This is a genomic window from Roseibium sp., from assembly GCF_050301095.1.
GTDB lineage: Bacteria > Pseudomonadota > Alphaproteobacteria > Rhizobiales > Stappiaceae > Roseibium.
The window spans coordinates 16,949-38,469 of the sequence record NZ_JBNKYW010000231.1; the positions used below are offsets into that span (position 1 = coordinate 16,949).

Here is a 21,521-nt window from a genome sequence, read left to right on the forward strand (position 1 = left end):
GCCCTTCGATTTCAACGCTAGTCCGGCGGATTTGCAGCAGTATGTTTGAAATATGTCGAATTGTTTCAATCGCGCTGCGAGTGCGAAGACGGAGAAAAAATACCCTTCGTGTCAATCACTTGAAGAACGGAAAATATCCGCCACAAACCAGAATTGTTGTCACGCCGCCGGTTTGCAGCTGCCCCTCGCCCCCATTCAGGGCATCAAAGACAGGGATTCATGGCAGGCAGCCGCGGAACCGCCAGCAGGTGGTCGAGCCATTTCCGGAAGTCCTCGTCGGACATGCTGCCGAGCGCCCTGGAGATTTCGGCTCTAAAGCGGAATCGTTCCTCGTCGACACTTCGGCAGGAGGCAACTTTCTCCTCATCGGACGCGCCCCTCATTTCCTTGCGAAATTCGATCAGCCTTGCCTGTTCGTTCTCATGCAGTTGCGACAGGGAAACCGGTTCGACCGAATTGGCCACGACGAAATCGTCGATCCGTCCCAACGCCTCGTCCAGCCTGTTTGAGACCGTCCGGTTTTCAAGATCCTCGCAAACGGCCAGTGCGATCTGGACGGTGAGAAAGATTTCCCTGGTGCACAGGACCGCGCCGGCACCACTGGTATCCATGGAATAACGACTTATCGCGCCATCCTCGCGCCGCTCTTCGAGCCGCACACCTCCCGGCAGGAGAACAGACCGGACCTCGGTTCCGTCGTCCAGCGTCTTGAACTCCGCCTTCGCCTTCGGATCTTCGAAAAAACGGTCATAAGGTGTATTCCATGGCTCGGCCCGCACCGGCACCGTCAGCAAAGGCGCCAGGAACACCATGACAGCGACACCTTTGGCAAACCAGTCAGATCCAGGCATCTGCACTTTCCTCCAATGAGCAATTAACGGGCCAGCACATCCCGCACCTTCGCTTTCAACGACAATAGCGAACTTTTTGAGGCATCGACCGAAATTGCAATCGGTGGCTGCATTTACCTTTGGATCATGGGACCGGGAATGCAACCAGCACAGCGGGCCAACCGAAATCCCTACTCGCCCTGACAAGCCTCTTTCAGCATGGAAACTCCGTCGCGAATCTCACCCGGAGACGATGCGGCATAGCCGATGACCAGGCCGTTGGGCGCTCTCCGCGGCGTGAGCGAATACCTGCTGATTGGCGGAACCAGAAGCCCGGCTTTCTCGGCGCGGCCGGACACCGCCTCGGCATCCAGGGCGGGATCGAAAAGAAGGACGCTGTGCAGTCCCGACTGCAACCCGGCAAGATTTCCAGGAACGCCCTGCTCCTTCAGGGCCAGGGCAAGGCAATTGCGTTTCTGCCGGTACAGCTTGCTCATGCGTGCAATGTGTCTGTCGAATTGCCCGGACGCCAGGAAGTCAGCCAGCGCCAATTGAAGTGTGGTTCCAACACCGTATTCATGAATCGCACGATAGTTTTTCAGCGCCTCGATGATGGGCGCCTGAGCGGCGACATAGCCGACCCGCAAATCCGGAAACAGGGTTTTGGAAAAGGTTCCCAGATAGACCACGCATTCGTTCGGTAGTGCGGCGAGCGGCGGCAGCGGAGGAACGTCATAGCGAAATTCACCGTCGTAATCGTCCTCAAGCACGATTGCGCCATGTGTCATGGCCCATTCGATCAAGGCGGAGCGCCGCGCCGCCGAAAGCCTTCCACCAAAAGGAAACTGGTGAGAGGGCGTCACATAGACGAATGCCACATCGCGTCCCTCATCCGGCAGCGCTTCGACAACGAGCCCGTCCTCGTCCACGGGGCATGGCAGGATCTCGGCGCCGGCAAGTTCGAAAATCTGCCGCACTAGAGGATAACCCGGCTCTTCCATCACCACTTTCGATCCGGGTTTCAGATAGAGCCGGCTCAGCAGATGAACGGCATGAACGATCCCCATGCTGACAAAAACCTTGTCCGACGGCACCGTCAGGCTACGGGCCCTTCGCAGATAGTCCGAGATCTCGGCCCTCAGGCTTGCAGCCCCCTGGATATCCGCGACATCCGGAGACGGAGCGCGCGCAGCCGCATCCGCAACCAGGCGTCGCCAGACCGCGAACGGGAATTTCTCGACCGACGGCCGGCATGGCCGGAAGTCGGTTCTGGCTGCCCGGATCTGGTCCATCCTCGGTTCGGGGATTTTTCTTGGAAGCGCCACCACGCTGTCCGCCACCACGAAGCCCGCACTTGGCGTACGTTCGGCCTGGTCGGAAACAAAGACGCCGGCGCCTTGCCGAGAGATGAGCAGCTCTTCGGAGCACAGGATCTCGATCGCCTCCACAAGCGTGCCCCGTGCCACCCCCCACTCCCGGGCAAGGTCGCGGGAAGGCGGCAACCGGTCACCGGCACGCAGCTTGTGAGCGGTGATCATCCCCCGAAGGTAGGACACCAGCTGCGCCGTCAGCGTGCCCCTGCCTTTCTGCAGGTTGGGGCGCGCGAGGTGGGAAGACGGTGTCATCACGAATTGGTCCATAGTTTTTGATCCATTTTGGATCATTACAATAATCCAAAATTCTGGCAAGCCATGGCGCGAAGGACAATCAGGAAGGTCGAGAACGTTGACGGTTCAAGAGATATTGCAGGAACTTGCAATCGCCTGGACCGACAGGGATCCGGAGGCCGTGGCCGGCCTTTTTGCCGAGGATGCCGTCTATGCCGCGTCGGTTGGGCCGGATCCGGGTCGGAGGGCGCAGGGACGCGCCGCCATTCGCAGGCTGGTCGGGGCAATGTTCGCCCTGGACGAAGGCGCAGTCGCAGAAACCTCCACTCCTGTGGTTTTCGGCGACTGCGCCTTCTGGACCTGGAAATACACTTTGCCTGACGGCAGCGTCGAACTGGGATGCGATTTTCTGCGGGTTCACGACGGCAGGATCGTCCTCAAGGACGCCTACCGGAAAATACAGAGAGACGAAGAGAACTGAAGCCATGGGTTTGTACAAACAACGGCTGTACCGTTCCTATCCGCCGGTCGAATGTGCTGGCGTCCGCCTGAAACCCTATACGATTGCCGCGGCGGGGCGCGAGGACTTCAATATCCAGGCGGCACTCGACTATGCTGCCGTTGCCTTGGCGGCATCGCCCGTTGCCTGGATGCGTCACCGCGGGCTCGGGTACCTCATGCACCATCGCGGAGAGGACGGAAACTGGTTCCTGCTTCGGGTCTGGCTGGAGGGAGACATCCAGGCAGGCCTTCTCAGTGCCGACCACGGGCGCGGTTTCGAGCCGGTCACCATGCCTGCATGCGAATGCGTCTGGGAAGGCCTTGTCACTTGCCATGAACGGGAGGCCTGGATCCGGCACATGATGTCGGAAACCGAAAACCCGGACGGCTATCTCGCCGACCGTCTCGAAGACGGCTTCCATTGATGATCGTGCGCGCGGCGCGGCCTGCCGACGTTGACCGGCTGCTGGAGTTGATGACCGGACTGGCACGATTCGAGGGCTATTTCGACGATTTCGCCGTCACCAGGGATAGCGTTCTCGCCGGAGGCTTTGGCGACGCCCCGATTTTCAAGGCCTTTGTCGCGGAGGTTGAGGGAACCGTCATCGGAATGGCCGTCACCTATGTTGTGCCCTGGACCTACACGTTGCGGCCCCGCCTCGTCCTGAAGGAGCTGTTCATCAACGAAGGGCACCGCGACGCAGGCGCGGGAAGGGCCTTGTTCGCCGCGGTTGCCGAACACGCGCGCCACCTTGGGGCGGGCGAAATTGCCTGGACAGTCATGAACGGAAACAGCAAGGCGGAGGCGTTTTACCGCTCGGTTGGCGGCAAGCCGGATGTAAAATGGCAAAACTGGACGTCTGGAGCCGGCGGATACGAGGACAAATGCTGAGGCAGCTCTTGGGCATTGCCGGCCAGGTCTGTGCGGATCGGGCGTAAGGCTGGCAGCTCAAGGACAGGCGGCGGCACTCTTGCGCACGACCAGCCAGGGCTCTAGTTGAACGCTTCCTTCTTCCGGCTGGCCACCCTGCAGCAAGTCCAGCAACAGCCGGGCCGCTTCCTCACCGACCGCGCGGCGCGGCTGGTGTATGGTTGTGAGGGGCGGCACGAAGTGTCCTGCAATGTCGATATCGTCGAACCCAATCACGGAGACGTCTTGCGGAACCTGCATGCCTGCTTCGCCGAGGGCGGAAATGAACCCGAAGGCCGTTCTGTCACTCGCGCAGAAAACCGCCGTCGGCCGGTCGCGCAGTTTCAACCAGGCCTCCGCCGCCCGTGCTCCAGCATCAAGCGTATAGTCGCCCTCGAAGATCCAGGCTTGCGACGGATCCAGACCGGCCCCTCCCAGGGTTGCCTTGAACCCTTCAAGCCTGTCCCGCCCCGGCCTGTGCGAAAGCAGTCCGGTGACATGCCCGATATTCGTATGCCCCAGTTGCAAGAGATGGGAGACCGCCAGTTCGGCGCCGCGCAGATTGTTGACGACAGCAATGGGAACGGCAGGATCGTCGCTCCATTCCCCTGCGGTCACGATCGGGGGTAACTTGGGATGAGAGGAGCGAATGTCCGAAATCGAGAAGTGCCCGTCGAGAATGACGATCCCGTCGCAGTTGTTCCTGCTGAAGAAATCGCCCAGACTGGAGCGTGACATGGATGGTTTTCGCGTGTCGGCAATCAGGACCTTCAGGTCCCTTTCGGCGCAAACGGTCTCGATGCCCTGCAGGATGTTCGAGAAATGCGAATTTCCGATGTCGGGCACCAGGGCGACAATCGTCCCCGTGTCCCGCCGGCGGAGATTGCGAGCCGCATGGTTAAGCACGTACCCCGTTTTGGCGACTGCTGCGGCAACCCGGTTCCGGGTTTCAACGGAAACGCGCTCCGGTGACGACAGCGCCCGGCTGACGGTCGCCGTGGAGACATTGGCCGCGCGCGCGACATCCTGAACTGTCGGGTTTGTGTTTGGGCGATCGGACTTGGGCATCCTTGGATTTTTAGCCGATACCCATCCGACTTCACTATTTTTCTTTTGCGGCAGGGTCATTTACCCGGCCGCATGGTGCGCCTGTAGCAAACTTTCGGCCGGAGAGACATGCCCCGGAAATCGCTACCCGTGCAAAGGTCCGCCTGAAAAGGGGAGGCCCGGCAGCTGGGGAGCCACCGGGCCGATTGACTGACTGGAGATCAGAATGTGTCAGTCAAAGTCTAATCGGATGATTAGAACGTACGCTGCATACGAACACCGAAGAGGAGTTCGTCCTGGTCGTCGACGCCGCTCACATCGATATCCGAGTTGGAGTAACCGACGTCAGCACCCATGACGAAACCGGAGACCGGCTCCCACTGAACGGAACCGTCGATGGCGTAGCGGGTGATCGTCGCATCTCTCGACGTACCCACGATGTTGTTCTGGTCAACCTGAGCGTAGGAACCGTCAAGAGCCAGACCGATCGTGGAGGTTGCCTGGATGTAGGCACCTGCGGACAGCGAGTAACCGCTGTTGGTGTCGTCGCCGGAGTAGTCGGAAACGCTGAAGGACGAACCGTTGATGGTCGTGGACAGGCCGGTGATGCCGTTACCGATATAGGCCAGGGCGCCGTCAGCATAGAAGCCCTGGAAGTAGATGTTCGAACCGGAGTTGATCATCGGCAGGTTGAACACCACGCCACCACCAAGTGCCCAGCCGAAGTTGTCTTCGCCGCCGGTTGCGTTGTTGTTGGCAACGTCCGGGTAGACCTGGTGCAAGGCACCGGAGAGTTTCGCGGAACCCCAACCCTGGGAGATGCCGAGAGCTGCAACGACGTCCGGAGCACGGGTACCGCCGTAGGAACCGACTTCGCGGTTGGAACGGTCTTCAAGAGCGATGGTCGCGTTGAAGCCGTTGCCGAAGGCAGCGGTGTAGGCAATCTGGTTGGTGGTCTGGTCGGACCAGTCACGGTCGACAACACCCATGAAGGCCTGACCGGTGTAGATGTCGAAGTTCGACGTCGCATAACCGGCCGTCAGACCGCCCCACTGGATGTAGGCGTTGTCGAGAGTAGCAGAACCATCACCGTTGGTGTTGGTCATGTACATGGAAGCGTAGGCGCGCAGGGTACCGAATTCGGTCGCGGTGCGGGCGTCGAGGTACAGGTAGCCGCGGGACAGCCAGGAATAACCGTCCTTGCTGCGGTCGCCCCAGTTACCGTCTTCCAGGACGTTGTTGACAACAACCTGGGTACGGACACGGCCGCCGACGCGCAGGCAGGTTTCGGTGCCCGGGATGTAGTAGAATTTCGAGCCGTAAGCGTCACAGACGCGAACATAGTCGACCGGCTCCGGAGCTACCGGAAGGTCTGCGGCCTGAGCGGAAGTAGCTGCAGCAGCTGCCACGGCGCCGAGCATCAAGCTCTTGAGTTTCATTGTTTCACTCCAATTTCGAATTCAGTCTGACAACCGAAGGATGTATTGTGATTACTCAACCAAAAACCTTCGCTCAAACCTTTTAACTACCAAAATCAGATTAATACTTAATCCAACTTGGTTGCAACGCAGCTAAGAAGACAGACGACTCGTTGAAATTCAAGCTTCAAAAAACCGGTTTTTAACATTGAATCGAAGAGTCATATTTTTGCAACACATTGAATATCTTCATTTTTTTGAATTTTATCACTTTTTGAAACGGCCCCTTGATTTCCAGACAACCCACCCCCATATCACCCCGCCGCCAATTACTTATAATACTTATATTATATTTCAGCCCAATTTCTTCAACTAATCTATAACGAACATGAAAATCTGCATGACTACACTGTTCAGTTTACGAATTTCCGAGAACCTTTTATTGCGTCTGAAGAAAATCCGTTCTCATTTTTGTCCGTCTTTCCTATGTTTTTTGTCGATAAAGCCGGTATTGAGCTGCCTGGAAAAGGATTTTCTTGCAGAAAACATCCGTGACCGACGTCTGCGACCAGCTATCACCGCCGACGCAGGGCATGAATTCCTGATCTGGAATTTTATTTGGAAACTTTCCGTTCAGTACTTGAAATTTGAAGTCGTCGAACAGATGTATTAGCAGTCGTCCGCGGACTCGCCCTGCAACCGGGCTGTCCGGCGTCTCCCTCCCGTCTGTCCAGGTCGTGACAAGGAACTTCCATGACTGAACTTGAAGAAGGCGGAAACGCCGATTCGACGGACCTGATGTCGCTTACGGTCGGCATCGTTTCCAAGTACGTGACGAACAACACTGTCGCGAAGACGGAACTGACGAGCCTGATTCACGAGGTCCATGGCGCCCTGGAGAATGCGGCCGGCAAGAGACCCGCGGCGAGACGCGAACCGCCGGTACCGGCGGTGCCGATCAAGGACTCCGTGACACCGGATTTCATTATCTGCCTCGAGGACGGCGAGAAGTTCAAGTTCCTGACGCGACACCTCAAGACCAAATACAATCTGACGCCCATGGAATACCGCAGGAAGTGGGGCCTGATGGCCGATTACCCGATGGTCGCTCCCAAATATGCGGCAAAACGCGCGGAAATGGCGAAAGCCTCGAAGCTGGGTCATCGCAAACGCTAGCGGCCGCTCGCCCCGTCCAGGCCCCGCCTCCTTTACCGTTTTTCCCCGCCGCGCTATTCCGGTTCAGTCCGCGCCGGTTTTGATCTAGTCTCCCCCCATGGAGGAAACACAGCAACTCAAGGCACAGATCGACCTGCTGCAGGCGGCGCTCGATCACATCAATCAGGGCTTCACGGTCTTCGATAGAAACCTGCGCCTGGTCGCCTGGAACCGGGGCCTGTCCGAAATGCTCGACATGCCCGAGGGCATCATCCGGCGGGGTTCGCATCTGGAAGCTTTCATCCGGGTAAATGCGGAACGCGGCGAATACGGTCCCGGCGACATCGAAGGCAAGATTGCCAGGCGTATCGAACGCGCGAAACTGTTCGAGCCCCACTATTTCGAACGGGTCCGGCCCAACGGCCAGATCATTGCGGTGTCCGGGACGCCACTGCCGCAGGGCGGCTTCGTGACCATCTATTCGGACGTCACCGAGGAACGGCGCCGCCAGGAAAAGCTGGAACGGACCGTGGAAGAACGCACACGCGCGCTCCGGCAATCGGAAGACTGGCTGCGGCTTGTCACCGACAACATTCCGGCCCTGATCGCCTATCTTTCGCCCGGCCCTGTGTTCCGCTTCGCCAACCGCCGCTATGCAGACTGGTTTGGACAGTCCGTCGCCTCGATTGCCGGACGGTCCGCACAGGAAGTCGTCGGCCCCGAACTGTTCAGGGAACTGGAGCCGCACATCGACCGGGCCTTCGAAGGCAACGCGGTCTCTTACGAATATCAGCGCAAACGCCCGGACGGCACGACGGCCTATATGCGCTCCACGCTGATCCCGGACATGACGGTCGACGGCCGCACGCTCGGGATCTTCGTACTCTCTTTGGATGCGACCGACCAGAAACAGGCCGAAGCGGCGCTTGTTCAGTCGCAGCGCATGGACGCAGTCGGCAAACTGACCGGCGGCCTGGCGCATGACTTCAACAATCTGCTGGCAATCCTCATGGGCAACCTCATGAGCCTCGGCCGGATGGAAACGCCGATAGAAAAGGACGCCCTCGACCGGAAGCTGTCACCCATGCTGGAAGCCGCCAAGCGGGGATCTGACCTGATCCAGCGACTGCTGACCTTCAGCCGCGGCAAGGCCATCGATCCGCAGACCGTCCCCCTTGCCCAGGTGATCGCCAATGCCGGCAAGCTGCTGGACGGCTCCCTGCCGCCAACAATTACCCTGAAGACCAACGTCGAGGACGACGGCATCGCAGCACGGATCGACCCGACACAGATGGAAACCGCGCTCATCAACATGGCGTTCAATGCGCGCGACGCCATGCCGGACGGGGGCACGATCAGCATCGGGCTCGCCAGAACCGCTCTGGACAAAAGGGAGGCAGACGAACTTGGCCTTCCTGCCGGCCTCTATGCGAAGGTGACCGTCGACGACACCGGCACCGGCATGGACGAGGAAACTAGACTGAGGGTTTTCGAACCTTTCTTCACGACCAAGTCCTTCGGCACGGGCAGCGGACTGGGCCTGTCCATGGTTTATGGCTTCATTCATCAGTCGGGCGGCACAATTAAGCTCAATAGCGAACTGGGCAAGGGCAGCTGCCTCGTGCTTTACCTTCCCCTGAAGAACCTGCAGGGCACCGCGGCCGGCAACGAAAGCCGCGCGGACCGGCCCGCACCCAAACGCGGAAATGGGGAGTTGCTGTTGCTGGTTGAGGACGATCCGGATGTGGCCAACGCGGTGACCGATCAGTTGCAAAGTCTCGGCTATGCGGTTCTGTGCGCCGAAAGCGCGCAGGATGCGCGCAACCTTGCACAGGAACTGCCCGAATTGCGCGGGGTTCTCAGCGACATCGTCATGCCGGGCCAGGTCAACGGACTGGCCCTGGCCCGCGAAATCCGCCGGAACCGGGCTGATCTCGGCATCGCGCTCATGTCCGGATATACCGATTGGGCGGCCCTGTCCGGTCCGGAAAGCAGCTGTGAATTTCCGGTCTTGGCGAAACCTTTCGCAGATGATCAACTGGCAGACACGCTGCAGAAGATTCTGTCCCCGAAACCCTAGGAACGCCCCTTGCTGACACGCTCCGCACAGGCTGCCAAACGATCAGTGTTCGTCGTCGACGACGAGCCGGAAATCGGCAATCTGCTGCTGGATGCAATGAATCAGTTCGGCATGGTGGGCAAGGTCTTCGCAACCGCCTCTGAGATGCTTTCGGCACTCAGCAACGAAACGCCGGATGCCTGTATCGTCGATCTGGGGCTCCCCGACATGGAAGGCATGACCTTGATCAACGAAATCCGGCGGCAATCATCGGTACCGATCATCGTCCTGTCCGCCAGAGGCCATTCAAGCGACCGCGTCATGGGACTGGAGCTCGGGGCGGACGACTATGTGGTCAAGCCCTTCGACCCGCGCGAAGTGGTCGCCCGCATTCGCTCGATCCTGCGCCGCGCCTCCGATCAGCCACCACCCATGCAGAAGGTGGAGGAAGCCCGCTTCCAGGGCTGGACCTATCAGCCCTCTTCCCATTGCCTGACCTCGCCCGAGGGAGAGGAAACCTTTCTGTCCACCGGCGAGGCGACCCTTCTGGAAGCTCTGCTGCGCGCGCCCAAGAGAGTGCTGACGCGTGACTATCTGCTGGAACACGGTGGCCGCGACGAAAGCCTCGACCGGTCGATCGACGTTCGCATCTCCCGCATCCGCAAGAAGCTGAACCGCAAGAACGAACCGGCCTGCATCCGCACCATCTACGGCTCCGGCTACATGCTCGCTTGCGACGTTATCTGGCCCTAGGTGTGGAACGATGCGGCCGACCGATGTCACGGCAACCGATCAGAGATCATCACCGGGAGGTTGCCAGTCCGGTTGGGTTTCAAACGTTGTCACATCGTCACCGAGTTGATCCCAATGCTGCTTGCTGCGCGCATAAACAACAACCTCGACGGCCAGGTCGGCAGCGTCATCCATTGTTCCGAGTGACAGCGTCACATGGTTCGGTGAACGGGTGTTCGTCCCGAAGATCGGGCTGCCGCAGCTTGGACAAAAGCCTTTGGTAACTTCCGAACCGTTTTTGGATGTGTATCTGAACTTGCCTGTCCTGCCGTTGAGCGTCAGTTTCTCGAGCAAAAACATGGCGCCGATGGCATGACCCGTTCCGCTGATCCTCCGGCATTCGTCACAATGACATTGCGCCACGACGACCGGCGGCCCCTGGACCTCGTAACGGACGGCGCCACATGCGCACCTACCCGAATAAGTTCGGTTCAATTCGTTGTCCATTGATGCATCACAGTTCACCAAGCGAACGGTTAGGATATCTGCTCACGCCAATCAGGTCACCTTCCACCGGCCTCACTTGCGCAGGAAGGCTCGAACCGGTCATCCGTGACAGTCCGCCCCCGGATCGGCAGTGGCAATCCTCCGGTCTGTGGAACACAGTGAGAAAACCAATGTGGCCCGCTGAGCAAACCTCAACGGGCCACAACTTGTGAGAAGCGGGGAAGCATTCCTCCGCTTCCTTGTTGTTTCGTTCCTTCCTAGAAACTCAGGGAGATGTCCCTGTGATAGGAAAGACAGCTGGCCACATCGAGCGCCATGTCCCTCGGCAGGCGGCTCTGCTGCCGCAAACCGATGTTATTGACGATCACGGCGTCATAGGCTTCCAGCTTCGGCTGGATCTCGGTAGCCGCCTTCTGGCGCCAGGCAAGATCCTCGTCGAGCGCGGCAATTGCCTTGTCGATTTCAGCGACGGCCTCTTCCGCGTCCGGCTTGCGGCTACGCATGATCTTGCGGGCATCCGCAAGTCCCTTGCGGATATCGCTCGTACCTTCGGCCTCGCCGACCTTCGAACGCATTTCGGCAATCGCCTCCACCGCATCCTTCGGATCAAGTTGCGGCACCTTCTCCTTAAGCGCCTCCAGCTCCGGCCTGAAACTGGAGACCAGATCGGCATCCGCCAAAGTGGCCTTGAGTTCAAGGATCGGCTCGTAAGCCTGATCGACTGTCCGGCGGTATGTCGCCCTGGCCATATCCTCGGCCTTCTGGATCTTCGAGAAGGTCGCGTAGGTGTCCTTCCAGGATGACGGGATCTGGGCCATGAGGGCGTCGCGTTGCCCCTGGAGAACCGCGATCCGTTCACGTGCCCGCTCACCTTGTGCCTCCGTGTAGATGCCGGTGCCGCCCGAGCGGTCAACAATCACCTGAAGGTCCTCGATCCTGGCATCGATCCTGCTCACGTCGCGTTCGACTTCACGAACCTTGGCGTGAACCGGCTTGTAGTCTCCGGAAGCGGCAACCACCTGCGCCTCCGCATCCTTGATCGCCTGCATCATCGGCAAGGCTTCCCGGGCCTTCTCAAACCCTTCCGCCATATCCTTCTGCACCTTTTTCGGCAGGTAGCTCATATCGATGCTCTCGGCCGAACTGATCGCTGCGAGAATGCTGTCGCCATTCTGCTGGAAGTCCTCATAGATCAGGGTTTCCATGCAGTACTGCAGTCGCGGGTTCTTCGGTGGCGGTGCCGTCTCGGACAAAAGCGTCGACCGGTTCGGCAGGTAGTTCACCAACTGCGGGTAAAGACCGACAACGGCGAGCGCGACCAGCTGAAGGCAGATGAACGCGATCACACCCTTGTACATGTCGATGGTCTTGACCACCGCCGGCGCCACCCCGCGCAGGTAGAACAGCGCGAACCCGAAGGGAGGTGTCAGGAACGAGGTCTGGATGTTCAGACCGATCATGACACCCAGCCAGACAGCCGTCACATTGGCAGTCGGATCGGCCAGCAGGATCGGCGCCACGATCGGCACGACCACAACGGCAATCTCGATGAAATCGAGAAAGAAGCCGAGGACGAAGATCACCAGCATCACGATCAGGAACTGGGCCCAGAAGCCGCCCGGCAGGCCCTGCAGGAAGTCTTTGACCAGCTCCTCCCCGCCAAAGGCGCGGAAGGACGAGGTCAGCATGGCCGCACCCAGAAGGATGATGAAGACGAGCGAAGTGGTTTTCGCCGTATCCACCATCACGCCGCGGAGCGTGTCCTCCAGTTTCAACGTCCGCCAGCCGGACCAGAAAATGGCGATCAGCAGCAGCGACACGGCGATGATCGCCATGATCAGCGCCAGAAGGTCGTCGCTGGTCTCGATGAGCTTGATATTCACCGCTCCGAAGAAGCTGACAACGACCGCCAGACCGAGCAGGGCGATCACGGCTATGATCGCCGGGGAATAGGCGCCACGCTTGCCTTCGCGAAGGCGGTAACCGGCCATGACCATCGCACCGACGGCACCGATGGCACCGGCCTGGTTGACGGTGGCAACACCTGCGACGATCGAGCCGAGCACCAGGAAGATCAGGGCCAGCGGCGGGACCAGCGTGATCACCACCTTGACCGCGAACTGGCGGGTAAAGGTCCCCTCTTCGTGAACCGCCGGAGCCGCCTTCGGGTTCAGCAGCGCGAAGCCGAGGATGAACAGCATGTAGAGGCCGACGAGCACCAGACCCGGCAGGAACGCCCCGAGGAACATTTCACCCGCGCTGGTGGAGACCACCGAATAGTCCGACGGCATGGAAAGTTCGCCGGTGCTGGCCTTGTAGAGTGTCTGGCGCAGCGAGCCCGCCTGGTCGACGGCACTCGCCAGCTGGTCGGCCAGAATGATGAGCACGATGGACGGCGGAATGATCTGCCCCAAAGTTCCGGATGCGGCGATCGTGCCGGTGGCCAGCGGGACGGAATAGTTGTTGCGCAGCATTGCCGGCAGCGAGATCAGGCCCATGGCGACGACGGTCGCGCCGACGATGCCGGTCGTTGCCGCCAGCAGCGCGCCAACGAAAACGACCGAAATTCCGAGCCCGCCCGGCACCGGTCCGAACAGTCGTGCCATGGTGACCAGAAGGTCTTCGGCGATCTTGGACCGCTGCAGCATGATGCCCATGAAGACGAACAGCGGAATGGCGATCAGCGTATCCCGTTCGGCCTCCCAGTAGATGCCGCGGAAGTTGGTCGCGCCCGCGCTGAGCCACTGGCTCGGTCCGCCATGGGCGAAATAGGCGTTCGGATCGCCCGCGAACAGATAGCCGCATCCGGCGGCGATGCCGATGGTAAGTATGGCGGAGCCCGGGAGCGCGAAGGCAACGGGGAAGCCGGACCCGAGCGCGATCGCCATCAGGACGATCAGAAGAAGAAGGAAGATAAGTTCCATATCAGGCGGTCTCGGGCTCTATTGAATTGAATGGCTGTCATGGTCCCGGCCGCCCGGTTCGCCGCGAATATCGGCAACCGCGTCCAGGAAATAGGCCACGAACTGGATCATCATGGTCACCGCGAACACACCGAGGAAACCGGCCATGAGATACTTCACGTAAAGACCGAAGAGAGCCTGCGTGGTCTCATAGGACAGGATCGGGCTGTTGATGATGTTCTGCTTGCCGCCCATGCCGACGATCAGGATGACGGTACAAAGGCTCATGCCGAGGACCACCGATCCGATGGCATTCACGTAGCCCTTCGCCTTGACTGACAGTCCGGCATAGAAGATGTCGACACGCACATGCCCTTCCTCCTTCAGCGTATAGGCGCTGGCGAACAGGAACAGGGCCGCGTACCAGAAGCGGACGAGGTCGGCCAGAAACGCTTGTTCGTAGGAAAAGACGAACCGGCCGATGACGATCAGCAGCTCGGCGACAACGACGAGGAGTGCGAGCCAGGTAAAGCCGAGCGTGCGCGAAAATGCGGCAATGACGAAAGACAGGGCGATCAGCGGCATATGCAGGTAGGGTCCGCGGAACTGGGACCGACCGAGATCGTCCGCAAGTTCCTGTCCGATGATGCCCGGGAGAAGATTCTCCACGCGCAGGAAGGAGATCACGCTGTCGACGAGGCCGACGATGAGCACCGCGAAAAACACGGCCCTGATCAGATAGGCATTGATCCTGTCGATGCGAATGCTGTCTTCGCGCAGGCTGCTGTTGTTCTTCAACACATAGGCCAGGGCCGTCAGGGCGAGAGCCGCATAGAGCCCCAGTTGCAGCCAGGACCAAAGGATTGGAAGAGACCCGTTGGCGGTACCGCCGAAGATCGGAGCAACTCCGGGGAGATCTTGCCAGTATGTCAGGTAGTTGTTGAGCAGATACGCCGTCATGATGGCCAATACGATCCAGCCGAACAGGCGAAAGATGCGGGCGCTTCCCGGCGAATAGGTATCACCGGGTTTCACAACAGGCGAGCCGTCTTGAACCGAGTCCAAGGCCGTCATCGTGGCTTTGCCTTCTTGTCTTTGTCGATATGAAGAGGGGACGGAATTTCTTCCGTCCCCCGAACATGGCAGCGCTTACGACGGAATGCCGAGGAAGCGGTTGCGCTTGTTGCTGTAGGCAATATCGGAAATCGCCATCCAGCTGCCGATTTCCTGACGGGCGTTGATGACGCTTTCGAAGATCTTCTTGGAGAGCGGGGAATGATCCATCGCCTCTTCCAGAACTTCCTGGGCGGCTTCACCGAAGCTGTCGTAGATCTCGTCGGAGAACTCGCGCAGCTCGACGCCGTGCTCGTTGATCAGACGGGCGAGATACTCACCGTTGTTGGCGTTGGTTTCCGCCATGGTGTTGGCGTTCTCTTCCGCGCAGGCAGCGATGATGATCTGCTGGTCGACCTTGTCGAGACCTTCCCAGAAGGCCTTGTTCATGCCCATGGCCAGCATTGCGCCCGGCTCGTGCATGCCCGGATAGTAGTAGTACTTGGCCGCTTCGTAGAACTTCATGAAGTAGTCGTTGAACGGGCCAACCCACTCGGTTGCATCGATCGCGCCGGAAACGAGGTTTTCGTAGATCTGGCCGCCCGGCAGGGACACCGGAGATGCGCCGAGTTTCGCCATGACGTCGCCGCCCTGACCCGGGATACGCATCTTCAGACCCTTCAGGTCGTCAGCGGTCTCGATTTCCTTGTTGAACCAGCCGCCCATCTGCACGCCGGTGTTGCCCATGGCAAGGTTCTTCAGGCCGAATTCGCCAGCGATTTCGTCCCACAGTTCCTGGCCGCCGCCATATTTGATCCAGGCGTCCATCTCGGTGACGGTGAGACCGAACGGAATGGCGGTGAAAGCTGCCCAGCCCGGGTGCTTGCCTTTCCAGTAGTAGTCGGCGCCGATGTAGGCCTGGGCGTTGCCGGAAGCGACTTCATCGAAAGAGTCAAACGCACCGACACGCTCGCCAGCTGCAAAATACTGAACGTTGAGGCGACCTGCGGTCAGCTCGGCAATGCGGGCGGCCAAGCGCTGCGCCGGGATCCCCAGACCCGGAAAATCGCGCGGCCAGGTGGACACGATCACCATGTCCTTGGTGCCCTGGGCAATCGCCGGAGCGGCGAGCGCGGAACCAGCAGCAATACCGCCGGCGCCAAGGCCAGCCTTTTTGATAAACGAACGACGATCCATTAGTTTCCTCCCTAATCGGACCCGATTTCGGACCGGGTACACACTTGCACCGATCTCGCCGTATGTCTAGTTGACGGAGTGGCTAGAACGCTATTCGTGGTTCTGCGCAGCTTCTCAGTAGTTCTACCGAGACGCGCGCAACAGATTTCCGTAATCCGGAGCGCCTGCGCAACATGAGGGCAAACATGGTGACCTTTAAGACAAAATTGCTGCTCATCACGATTCTGCCCCTGATCGCCGTGTCGCTTCTGATCGGCGGGGCGACCTACTACCAGTCCCGCGAGCTTATCAATGCCCAGACCCGGGCGGTTGAACAGAGGATCCTGACCGCCAAGCGGCAGGAGATCCGCAACTACGTCAGCCTGGCCCTGACCTCGATCGAACAGATCTACAAGCTGGAGCCGGGCGGCCGGGACGCGGCGCAGGACGAGGTGAAGGAGATCCTGCAGCATCTGACCTTCGACTATGACGGCTATTTTTTCGCCTACACGCTCGACGGCACCAACATCGTCCATCCGAAACTGCCCAAACTCGTTGGCGGCAACTGGTGGGACCTGCAGGACGCCAACGGCGACTACGTCATCCGCAACCTGATCGAAGAGGCCAGAAACGGCGGCGGATTTCATCAGTATGTCTGGCACAAGCCTTCCACCGGCACCGTTGAGGAAAAGCTCGGCTACGCGATCCTTCTGGACAAATGGGGCTGGATGCTCGGCACCGGCCTCTACACGGACGACATCGCCCGCGAGGTCGCCGCGATCCGGGCAGACTTTGCCCGCAGTATCCGGCAGACGCTGTTCGTCATCTTCATGATCACGCTGGCGGCGATCATCATCGCCGGATCCCTGATCGCCGGCGTGCGTTTTTCCGAACAGCGCTTTGCCGACAGCAAGCTGAAGGAACTGACCAACCGGATTTTCCAGGTACAGGAACAGGAGCGCAAACGGGTCTCCACCGAGCTGCACGACAGTATTTCGCAGCTGCTCGTCTCCGTCCGCTACGGCGTGGAGATGATCCACAGCGAGGCCAACCGCGATCCGGATCTGCAGGCCCAGGCTTCGAAGTGCCTGAAGACGCTGGACGGCACCATCGCGGAAGTGCGCCGGATCTCCCGCGACCTCAGGCCAAGCGTGCTCGACGACATGGGGCTGGCCGCGGCCCTTGGCAGCCTCGGCAAGGAATTCCAGAACCAGTCCGGCATCACCGTGAACGTCGACGCCGACCAGTGCCGCAACCGCTTGTCGGAAGGCGCCAAGACGGCGCTCTACAGGGTGGTGCAGGAGTGCATGACAAATGTGGCCCGCCATGCCCAGGCCAGCGAGGTCAACATCAGCCTCAAGGTCGGCCTGCAGTCGCTCGTGCTGTGCGTCGAGGACAACGGCGTCGGCCTGCCGCGGCCGCTGCCGAAAGCCGGCGGCCTCGGTTTCCGCAACATGCGCGAGCGCATCGAAACCTATGGCGGCAAGCTGACCCTCAGCCGCAGGAGTTCCGGCGGCACCCGGATCAAGGTTCAAATGCCGCTCGACAACCAGATCGCAAACGCGGCATGATGACAAAATGACAGTGCATTCACCTTCCCCGGATGCGGGAGCCCAAACGCAAAGCGCAGGCAAGCCCATCCGGGTGCTTTTGGCAGACGATCACGAACTTGTCCGGGATGGCATCCGCGCCCGCCTGCAAAAGGTGGCCGAGCTGGAAGTCGTCGGCGAAGCGACCAACGGCAGGGAAGCCCTGCAATTGGCCGGAGAACTGCGGCCGGACGTCCTTCTGATGGACGTCTCCATGCCCGTGATGAACGGTCTGGAAGCCGCCCGGCAGGTCAGACAGGCCCTGCCCGGCATCGCGGTGCTGATCCTGTCCGTGTACGACAATCCGGAGTATGTGCGCGGTGTTGTGCAGGCAGGTGCCCGGGGTTACATCCTGAAAGATATTTCCGCCGTTGAGATGATCACGGCCATCACCAGCGTGGCCAACGGCGGTTACTATTTCTCCTCCGCCGTCGGCCCGACCCTGGTTGGCGCCGGAACATCCGCGCCGGTGGAGGATCCCTACGGCCTGACGGACAGGGAACGCCAGGTCCTGACCGCGATTGCCAAAGGACAGCCGAACAAGGAAGTGGCGAGACAACTCGGCATCAGCGTGCGCACGGTCGAATCCCACCGCCTGAACCTTCGGGAAAAAGTCGGCAGCAAGAATGCCGCCCAGCTCTACAAGGTTGCCCAGGAACTGGGCCTGCTCGGCTGACGTTCAATCTGGGCGCTTCTCTCCACACATTGAAGCTGGTTCGCAAGGTTGGCCTAACCCCAGCCCAGAGTTGCCGTCAGCAGGGTCAGCCCGAGCAGCAGTACGATCGCCGCGCCCCCGATCTCGATGGCTCTGTGGATCCGGCCGGACATCGGACTGCCTTCGCCGAACAGCCGGACGGCAAGATCCTTTGCGCCAACGGCAAGGCCGGCCAGAAGCGACACGGTGATGCCGGTCCCGACCGCCATGGCAAGCGTCGAGGCGATGCCGGCGGCAATCATGCCCTGAGAAAGCGCGAAGACCAGCACCACCAGCGCGCCGGTGCAGGGGCGCAGTCCGACCGCAAGAACGATCGAGGCAGCCCGTGCCAGGGTTATCCGGCCCTGGACCATGTCAGGGGTCGGGGCGTGCGCATGCCCGCAGGTCGAGCAGATACCGTCCGCGCCGATGTGATGATGATGGTCGTGGCCGTGATGATGATCATGATGTGTGTGCCCATGCCCGTGGCTGTGAGCACCGGCTCCGGCAAGGGCCAGACGGCCGCTTGAAATCCGTGCGGTTGCCGCAGCAAGCAGCGGACGGCCGGCCTTTTGCCACAGGAGCCAGCCGCCGAGCCCGGCAATCAGCACATAGGAACCGATCTCGAACCAGCGGGCCGTATCCTGAATGGCAAGGCTGGTGAGGTTGAAGGCCACCGCCAGCCCGCCGACCAGAACGATCGCCGTCACCGCCTGGGCAAAGGCGGACGCGAAGGAAAGGACAATACCCTTTTTCAGCGTCTCGTTGTTGGCCAGCACATAGGACGTGATGATCGCCTTGCCATGGCCGGGGCCCGCCGCGTGAAAGACGCCATAGGCGAAGGACAGGCCGATCAGCAGCCAGACGGCATTGGGATTGGCGCGGAAAGACCTGAGGCTGGCCACCAGCGCCTGGTAGAATTGTTTCTGCTTGGCGGCAATGGTGCCGAAGACCGTGTCCAGAAGGGATGACTGGACAGCCTGCTCACCGGAAGATTTCATTGCGGCGGGTTCTGTCCCGCCGGCCTGAACCGCCGCATTGCCGTCGACCTGCGCTGTCTGCGGCGGTTGAGCGGCGGGATTTTCCGCTTGCTGCACCGTTCCGGCACCTTCTGTCATGCCGTCTTTCGAACCTGCAGCGGACGCTGCAATCGCACCGGAGCAGTCGACGATCATCTGGTTGACCTGGGTCGCGGCGGCCGACTGGAGTTCCGGCGGAAGATCGCGCTGGTCAGGACCGATCTGGGCAAGTGCGAAGGCCGTGGCGTCGTCAAGGGGGGGCGGCTCGTTGCGGGTCACCTGACAGGCCCCTGGCGCGTTCAAAGTGCCGGTGGCGGCCTCTTCCCGGCCGAAGCGGAAATCGACGTAGTAGGTCGGATCATAGACGTCGAGCGTGATCGTGTTGCGCGCGTCGCTCGCCTCCTTCATCGGCAAGGTGAAATGCAGTTCCAGCAGGTCGACGCTTTCCGGCATCGTGCCGCCGTTCATGCGCACGTCTTCCTGCATTGCCTCGAAATCTTCCGGTTTCATCGCCCAGTAGTCCTCGAGCGGCACCTTCGCCACCTCGAGCCAGTAGTCGACCGGTGCGTTGAAATCGAACTCGACCCGCGTGTTGTCTCCAAAGGTGAAATAGCCGAAATCGGCCATGCTCTCCACATTGACCTTGGCAAGCTCACTCAGCTCCTCACGGGAGTAGACACCGTCCTGATTGGTGTCGAAGCCCTGTATCGCGAAGGCGGAGAAGGCATCGTCGAAGCGAAAGACCTGCTGAACGGCAACGGCCATGCCCTTGTCGTCAAAGACCAGTCTGGAACGCGCTTCGACAAAGACATGCGGGTGGGCTGACACCCCTGTCTGCAGGGCCGACAGAAGGCAAAGGGCAAGCACGGTCCTGAGGCCGGCGAGGAGAAAAGCCGCAGGAAGTTGGCCAGGGAAAAAGCGCACCGGAATCACCACATTCGACAATGTTGCATGGTTGTACCAAGGGTCAGAGATAAAGCCCCATCTGATGGAACCCTGCTTGTGACCCTGGATATCACATGACACGTATCGTGTTCCTTGGCGACAGAAGACGGCAGCAAGATGACGGCACGGGCTTCGCATCGCAAAAACATCGCGAAAATATTTTCACCTCTTTCAAAAGTTAAGGGAACGTATGATCCGCATTTTCCTTTCAAGTTAGGAGAAAAGAGACATTATTCCCCGTATACTGCGTAAAATATTTGCAACGATAACCACTTCACCGAGCCAGATATGAACGCCTTGCACACATCTATCCATCACAGCGCCGTTTTCGATCATCCGGAAATGGGCAGTCACGAGGACATCGTCTTCGTCCAGGACAGGAAAACCGGCCTCAGGGCCATCATCGCGGTTCATGACACCACCCTGGGCCCGGCCCTCGGCGGTTGCCGCGTCTGGCCTTACGAAAATCCCTCCGACGCCCTGACCGATGCGCTGCGCCTGTCTCGGGGCATGACCTACAAGAATTCGCTGGCCGGCCTTGATCTGGGCGGCGGCAAGGCGGTGATCATCGCCGATCCGCGCAAGGACAAGACGGCGGAGATGATGGAGGCCTTCGGACGCCATGTGGAGCGCCTGTCGGGCACCTACATCACGGCCGAAGACGTCGGTGTGTCGCCAGAAGACATGGAAGCGGTCGCCCGTCAGACGGCCCACGTGCGGGGCACCCAGGCGACCGGTCTCGGCGATCCCTCTCCCTACACCGCGCTCGGTGTCTTCGAGGGCATCAAGGCATCTGCGAAACATGTCTTCGGCAGCAGTGATCTCGACGGCAAGACCGTATCGGTCCAGGGCCTCGGCCATGTCGGCTACGACGTTGCCGGACGGCTCCACGAAGCCGGCGCGAAACTGATCGTCTCCGACATCCATGCCCCGGCCGTGCTCCGCGCGATCGAAACCTTCGGCGCAACGGCGGTCGACCCGGGCGAAGCCCATATGGTCGATGCCGACATTTTCGCTCCCTGCGCTCTGGGTGCCGGCCTCAACGCCCGCACGATCCCGCACATCCAGGCGAAGGTCGTGGCGGGTGCGGCCAACAACCAGCTCCAGACCCCGGCTGATGGCGAGGCTCTGAAGAAGCGCGGCATTCTCTACGCACCGGATTACGCCATCAACGCCGGTGGCGTCATTTCGATCGCCCTGGCAACACCGGGTGGCGGCGACAAGCTGGTCCGGGAAAAGACGCTTGCGATCGGCGACACGCTGTCGACAATCTTCGAGCGTGCCGACCGCGAAGGCACCACCCCGGAACATGTGGCCGACGCCATGGCGGAAGAACGCCTTGCAAAGGGCAAGACCGCCTGAAACCCATAACAGGT

At 60.2% G+C, this 21,521-nt stretch carries 18 protein-coding genes; 9 read left to right on the top strand and 9 right to left on the bottom strand.

What is annotated here, in order from left to right; genetic code table 11:
* Window positions 1-203: 203 nt before the first annotated feature.
* Both ACQY7U_RS20275 and ACQY7U_RS20280 read right to left on the bottom strand, forming a co-directional pair.
* Entirely contained in the window at window positions 204-851 is a 648-nt protein-coding gene (locus tag ACQY7U_RS20275) for a hypothetical protein (RefSeq protein ID WP_428648495.1), read from the bottom strand.
* Window positions 852-1,021: 170 nt separating this feature from the next.
* Complete coding sequence (locus ACQY7U_RS20280; protein WP_428648500.1) at window positions 1,022-2,455, bottom strand: PLP-dependent aminotransferase family protein; 1,434 nt, start codon at window positions 2,453-2,455, stop codon at window positions 1,022-1,024.
* 100 nt (window positions 2,456-2,555) lie between these two features.
* Here ACQY7U_RS20280 and ACQY7U_RS20285 point away from each other — a divergent pair, with 100 nt between their 5' ends.
* From ACQY7U_RS20285 to ACQY7U_RS20295, 3 genes are read left to right on the top strand one after another with little or no spacing between them, the layout of a single operon-like run.
* Window positions 2,556-2,918 (top strand): nuclear transport factor 2 family protein, encoded by a 363-nt coding sequence (locus ACQY7U_RS20285; protein WP_428648502.1) that lies wholly within the window; start codon window positions 2,556-2,558, stop codon window positions 2,916-2,918.
* Window positions 2,919-2,922: 4 nt separating this feature from the next.
* The gene (locus ACQY7U_RS20290; RefSeq protein WP_428648505.1) at window positions 2,923-3,363 is read left to right on the top strand and encodes a hypothetical protein; all 441 of its coding nucleotides are present in this window, start codon (window positions 2,923-2,925) and stop codon (window positions 3,361-3,363) included.
* Window positions 3,363-3,830 carry an N-acetyltransferase family protein gene (locus tag ACQY7U_RS20295; protein ID WP_428648507.1) on the top strand — a complete coding sequence of 156 codons (468 nt, stop codon included), beginning with the start codon at window positions 3,363-3,365 and terminating at the stop codon, window positions 3,828-3,830. The genes ACQY7U_RS20290 and ACQY7U_RS20295 overlap by 1 nt, the downstream gene beginning before the upstream one ends.
* 57 nt (window positions 3,831-3,887) lie before the next feature.
* Here the strand turns inward: ACQY7U_RS20295 and ACQY7U_RS20300 are convergent, their stop codons facing one another.
* The gene (locus ACQY7U_RS20300) at window positions 3,888-4,916 is read right to left on the bottom strand and encodes a LacI family DNA-binding transcriptional regulator (RefSeq protein WP_428648509.1); all 1,029 of its coding nucleotides are present in this window, start codon (window positions 4,914-4,916) and stop codon (window positions 3,888-3,890) included.
* A 233-nt stretch (window positions 4,917-5,149) separates the two neighbouring features.
* Window positions 5,150-6,334, bottom strand: a complete 1,185-nt coding sequence (locus tag ACQY7U_RS20305) for a porin (protein ID WP_428648512.1) — start codon at window positions 6,332-6,334, stop codon at window positions 5,150-5,152.
* Between the two features lie 732 nt (window positions 6,335-7,066).
* On the opposite strand from ACQY7U_RS20305, the gene ACQY7U_RS20310 reads away from it, so the two are divergent.
* The 3 genes from ACQY7U_RS20310 to ACQY7U_RS20320 all read left to right on the top strand — a co-directional run bounded on the left by ACQY7U_RS20310 (window position 7,067) and on the right by ACQY7U_RS20320 (window position 10,280).
* Entirely contained in the window at window positions 7,067-7,489 is a 423-nt protein-coding gene (locus tag ACQY7U_RS20310) for a MucR family transcriptional regulator (RefSeq protein ID WP_428648514.1), read from the top strand.
* 97 nt (window positions 7,490-7,586) lie between these two features.
* Window positions 7,587-9,548 (top strand): PAS-domain containing protein, encoded by a 1,962-nt coding sequence (locus ACQY7U_RS20315; RefSeq protein WP_428648517.1) that lies wholly within the window; start codon window positions 7,587-7,589, stop codon window positions 9,546-9,548.
* A 9-nt stretch (window positions 9,549-9,557) separates the two neighbouring features.
* Window positions 9,558-10,280: a response regulator transcription factor gene (locus ACQY7U_RS20320; RefSeq protein ID WP_428648520.1), complete on the top strand. Its 723-nt coding sequence runs from the start codon at window positions 9,558-9,560 to the stop codon at window positions 10,278-10,280.
* A gap of 39 nt (window positions 10,281-10,319) precedes the next feature.
* Here the strand turns inward: ACQY7U_RS20320 and ACQY7U_RS20325 are convergent, their stop codons facing one another.
* From ACQY7U_RS20325 to ACQY7U_RS20340, 4 genes are all read right to left on the bottom strand, one after another.
* Entirely contained in the window at window positions 10,320-10,766 is a 447-nt protein-coding gene (locus tag ACQY7U_RS20325; RefSeq protein WP_428648523.1) for a GFA family protein, read from the bottom strand.
* Window positions 10,767-11,023: 257 nt separating this feature from the next.
* Window positions 11,024-13,690, bottom strand: coding sequence for a TRAP transporter large permease subunit (locus ACQY7U_RS20330; RefSeq protein ID WP_428648526.1), 2,667 nt, complete (start codon window positions 13,688-13,690; stop codon window positions 11,024-11,026).
* A gap of 18 nt (window positions 13,691-13,708) precedes the next feature.
* Window positions 13,709-14,743 carry a TRAP transporter small permease subunit gene (locus tag ACQY7U_RS20335; RefSeq protein WP_428648529.1) on the bottom strand — a complete coding sequence of 345 codons (1,035 nt, stop codon included), beginning with the start codon at window positions 14,741-14,743 and terminating at the stop codon, window positions 13,709-13,711.
* 75 nt (window positions 14,744-14,818) lie between these two features.
* Complete coding sequence (locus ACQY7U_RS20340) at window positions 14,819-15,919, bottom strand: TRAP transporter substrate-binding protein (RefSeq protein WP_428648531.1); 1,101 nt, start codon at window positions 15,917-15,919, stop codon at window positions 14,819-14,821.
* Window positions 15,920-16,104: 185 nt separating this feature from the next.
* Here ACQY7U_RS20340 and ACQY7U_RS20345 point away from each other — a divergent pair, with 185 nt between their 5' ends.
* Entirely contained in the window at window positions 16,105-17,469 is a 1,365-nt protein-coding gene (locus ACQY7U_RS20345) for a cache domain-containing protein (protein ID WP_428648534.1), read from the top strand.
* Between the two features lie 7 nt (window positions 17,470-17,476).
* On the top strand, window positions 17,477-18,163 hold the full coding sequence (locus tag ACQY7U_RS20350; protein ID WP_428648537.1) for a response regulator: 687 nt from the start codon (window positions 17,477-17,479) through the stop codon (window positions 18,161-18,163).
* A gap of 53 nt (window positions 18,164-18,216) precedes the next feature.
* Here the strand turns inward: ACQY7U_RS20350 and ACQY7U_RS20355 are convergent, their stop codons facing one another.
* Window positions 18,217-20,124: a DUF1007 family protein gene (locus ACQY7U_RS20355; RefSeq protein ID WP_428648539.1), complete on the bottom strand. Its 1,908-nt coding sequence runs from the start codon at window positions 20,122-20,124 to the stop codon at window positions 18,217-18,219.
* Window positions 20,125-20,433: 309 nt separating this feature from the next.
* On the opposite strand from ACQY7U_RS20355, the gene ACQY7U_RS20360 reads away from it, so the two are divergent.
* Window positions 20,434-21,507 (top strand): Glu/Leu/Phe/Val dehydrogenase dimerization domain-containing protein, encoded by a 1,074-nt coding sequence (locus tag ACQY7U_RS20360; protein ID WP_428648542.1) that lies wholly within the window; start codon window positions 20,434-20,436, stop codon window positions 21,505-21,507.
* Window positions 21,508-21,521: the final 14 nt, after the last annotated feature.

What these genes read in the sequence shown, in the direction of transcription:
- ACQY7U_RS20350 (WP_428648537.1), top strand. Translation starts at nt 17,477, where the DNA reads ATGACAGTGCATTCACCTTCCCCGGATGCGGGAGCCCAAACGCAAAGC.
- ACQY7U_RS20300 (WP_428648509.1), bottom strand. Translation starts at nt 4,916, where the DNA reads ATGCCCAAGTCCGATCGCCCAAACACAAACCCGACAGTTCAGGATGTC.
- ACQY7U_RS20275 (WP_428648495.1), bottom strand. Translation starts at nt 851, where the DNA reads ATGCCTGGATCTGACTGGTTTGCCAAAGGTGTCGCTGTCATGGTGTTC.
- ACQY7U_RS20315 (WP_428648517.1), top strand. Translation starts at nt 7,587, where the DNA reads ATGGAGGAAACACAGCAACTCAAGGCACAGATCGACCTGCTGCAGGCG.
- ACQY7U_RS20340 (WP_428648531.1), bottom strand. Translation starts at nt 15,919, where the DNA reads ATGGATCGTCGTTCGTTTATCAAAAAGGCTGGCCTTGGCGCCGGCGGT.
- ACQY7U_RS20290 (WP_428648505.1), top strand. Translation starts at nt 2,923, where the DNA reads ATGGGTTTGTACAAACAACGGCTGTACCGTTCCTATCCGCCGGTCGAA.
- ACQY7U_RS20360 (WP_428648542.1), top strand. Translation starts at nt 20,434, where the DNA reads ATGAACGCCTTGCACACATCTATCCATCACAGCGCCGTTTTCGATCAT.
- ACQY7U_RS20310 (WP_428648514.1), top strand. Translation starts at nt 7,067, where the DNA reads ATGACTGAACTTGAAGAAGGCGGAAACGCCGATTCGACGGACCTGATG.
- ACQY7U_RS20305 (WP_428648512.1), bottom strand. Translation starts at nt 6,334, where the DNA reads ATGAAACTCAAGAGCTTGATGCTCGGCGCCGTGGCAGCTGCTGCAGCT.
- ACQY7U_RS20330 (WP_428648526.1), bottom strand. Translation starts at nt 13,690, where the DNA reads ATGGAACTTATCTTCCTTCTTCTTCTGATCGTCCTGATGGCGATCGCG.
- ACQY7U_RS20335 (WP_428648529.1), bottom strand. Translation starts at nt 14,743, where the DNA reads ATGACGGCCTTGGACTCGGTTCAAGACGGCTCGCCTGTTGTGAAACCC.
- ACQY7U_RS20325 (WP_428648523.1), bottom strand. Translation starts at nt 10,766, where the DNA reads ATGGACAACGAATTGAACCGAACTTATTCGGGTAGGTGCGCATGTGGC.
- ACQY7U_RS20345 (WP_428648534.1), top strand. Translation starts at nt 16,105, where the DNA reads ATGGTGACCTTTAAGACAAAATTGCTGCTCATCACGATTCTGCCCCTG.
- ACQY7U_RS20295 (WP_428648507.1), top strand. Translation starts at nt 3,363, where the DNA reads ATGATCGTGCGCGCGGCGCGGCCTGCCGACGTTGACCGGCTGCTGGAG.
- ACQY7U_RS20280 (WP_428648500.1), bottom strand. Translation starts at nt 2,455, where the DNA reads ATGACACCGTCTTCCCACCTCGCGCGCCCCAACCTGCAGAAAGGCAGG.